Annotated in this window: 1 protein-coding gene; it reads left to right on the top strand. The window is 37.4% G+C overall.

The window, feature by feature from the left end:
* The coding region (locus tag N1032_RS26800) for a helix-turn-helix domain-containing protein (RefSeq protein ID WP_259543717.1) at positions 1–186 on the top strand (186 nt) is incomplete at its 5' end.
* Positions 187–575: the final 389 nt, after the last annotated feature.

Genomic DNA, 575 nt, shown 5'->3' with positions numbered 1-575 from the left:
CCTCCGACTTCCAAAGCCGGTATGCAAGCGGCTAAGGAAGCTGGTAAGCAAATCGGTAGAGTGAAGAACGTAGAGCTTCATACACGCATACAGGAGCTTTACAAGCAGGGCATGAAGAAATCACAAATAGCGCGTGAGCTTTCTGTTTCCCGTCCGACTATCGACAAGGCCTTAAATAATATTTAAATGCTTAAATAAAAGAATTTTATTTATCTACCTATCTTGACTTAATGCGCATGGAAGCGCATAATACTCACATAAATTAAAAACATCTACACGCAATGCGCTCTTAATGTGAGCGGAGACAATCACTGGTGCTGCCTAAAATAAATATACTTAGCAGGCTAAGTAAGTGGCCTATCAGGGAGATATTTTTTACACTTGCCGGAAATGTTTTTTATTGACACTTGCAAAAGAAATCGCCCTATTAGTTTAAAGCTATCAACATGAATATAATAGGGCATAAAAGCCCCCAGGTTATGAGGTAATATTGATAGGTAGTATTTAGTTGATAAAACAATTATTTTCTCTTTCTTTTTGTTCTTTTGTCTTTCCTAATGGTGGTGAATATTTGA

Origin of the sequence: Herbiconiux daphne (assembly GCF_024979295.1) — a bacterium.
Taxonomy (GTDB): Bacteria; Actinomycetota; Actinomycetes; order Actinomycetales; family Microbacteriaceae; genus Herbiconiux; species Herbiconiux daphnes.
The sequence above is the reverse complement of the archived record's forward strand: the minus strand, read 5'-3'. Positions and strand labels throughout refer to the sequence as shown.